This is a genomic window from Vibrio sp. D173a (genome assembly GCF_030248475.1).
Genome location: NZ_JAHGAH010000871.1, coordinates 1 through 782, shown reverse-complemented (window position 1 = coordinate 782; position 782 = coordinate 1). Strand labels below are relative to the sequence as shown.

1 protein-coding gene is annotated in these 782 nt (G+C 47.8%); it reads left to right on the top strand.

Features of this window, described 5'->3' with window-relative positions:
* On the top strand, positions 1-782 hold a 782-nt coding region (gene treR / locus KIV40_RS29925; protein ID WP_285352904.1), incomplete at both ends, for a trehalose operon repressor TreR.

Below are 782 nucleotides of genomic sequence, written 5' to 3'. Positions count from 1 at the left end.
TGATTCAGGAGTCGGGCTATACCCCTTCTAAATCGGCGCAGTCGATGCGCGGCGGCAGCCAAAAAGTGGTTGGCGTGATCATTTCTCGTCTTGATTCACGCTCAGAGAACAAAGCGGTGAGCACCATGCTCGAAGAGCTTTATCGTGCTGGCTACGATGTGGTGATCATGGAGAGTTTGTTCGATCGTGAGAAAGCCAATGAGCACCTTCAGGTTCTCAAGCAGCGTAATGTCGACGGCATTATCGTGTTTGGCTTTACTGACTGTGATATTGAGGCGATCGAATCATGGGAGCACCGTGCAGTAGTCATCGCCCTTGATACCGAGAACGTGACGTCTATTAATTACGATAACCAGCAGGTGATTGGTAGTGCACTGGCTCATCTAAAAGAGCAAGAGCTGACAGACATCGGCTTCATTGGGGTCGATCCAAGTGATAAATCGACCGGTGAGCTTCGTCTAAATGCTTACCTAGCATGGTGTGCTGACAACAACATTGAACCGAATTATCAGACCGGAGCATTGCATCATGAAAGTGCTTATCAGCTGGTGGATCAGGTGCTTACGTCTACCACTCAAGCGATCGCCTGTGCCAGTGATACCTTGGCTCTTGGGGTGATTAAGCGTCTTCAAGAGTTGCAACGTGAAGATGTAGTAGTTACAGGGGTGGGTGGCAACGATCTTTTGTCATTTTTATTCCCACGTGTATTTAGTATTGATCCGGGTTATCAATCTGCAGGAGCTTTAGCTGCTAAGTTATTGATCTCTCAATTACTTGGTCAG